The sequence below is a fragment of the Pseudaminobacter sp. Soil_N_29 genome (assembly GCF_057656055.1).
The window spans coordinates 1-389 of sequence record NZ_JBDGLC010000043.1 but is presented as its reverse complement, the minus strand read 5'-3'; the positions used below and the strand labels follow the sequence as shown (position 1 = coordinate 389).

The 389-nt window shown below is 76.1% G+C and carries 1 protein-coding gene; it reads right to left on the bottom strand.

Annotated features, from left to right (window positions below; all coding sequences use genetic code 11):
- A partial coding sequence (locus AC3A4H_RS23655; RefSeq protein WP_487768888.1) for a chemotaxis protein CheB occupies positions 1-389 on the bottom strand: 389 nt, incomplete at both ends.

The window sequence follows — 389 nt, the reverse complement described above, 5'->3', positions numbered from 1 at the left end:
CGGCGCGGGCGACCGAGGCAAACAGCACGTCGACCGAAGGGCGGTGGCCGCTGACCGGGTCGCCGGCGCGCAGCCGGCAGCGCAGCGTCGCCGCCCCGGCGACCTCGAGATGCGCCACCCCGCCGGGGGCGAGATAGACCTGGCCGGGGACAAGCGGGGCGCCGTCGACGGCCTCGCTGACCTCAGGCCGGCAGATGCGGTTGAGGCGCTCGGCAAAGCTCTTGGTGAACACCGGCGGCATGTGCTGGGTGATGACGGTCGGCGGGCAGTTGGCCGGGAACTGCGACAGGATGGTGACCAGCGCCTCGACGCCGCCGGTCGAGGCGCCGATGGCGACGACGCGGCCGTCGGAGGCGAAGGCGCCGCCGGCGGCCGGCGCCGGCGCGTGC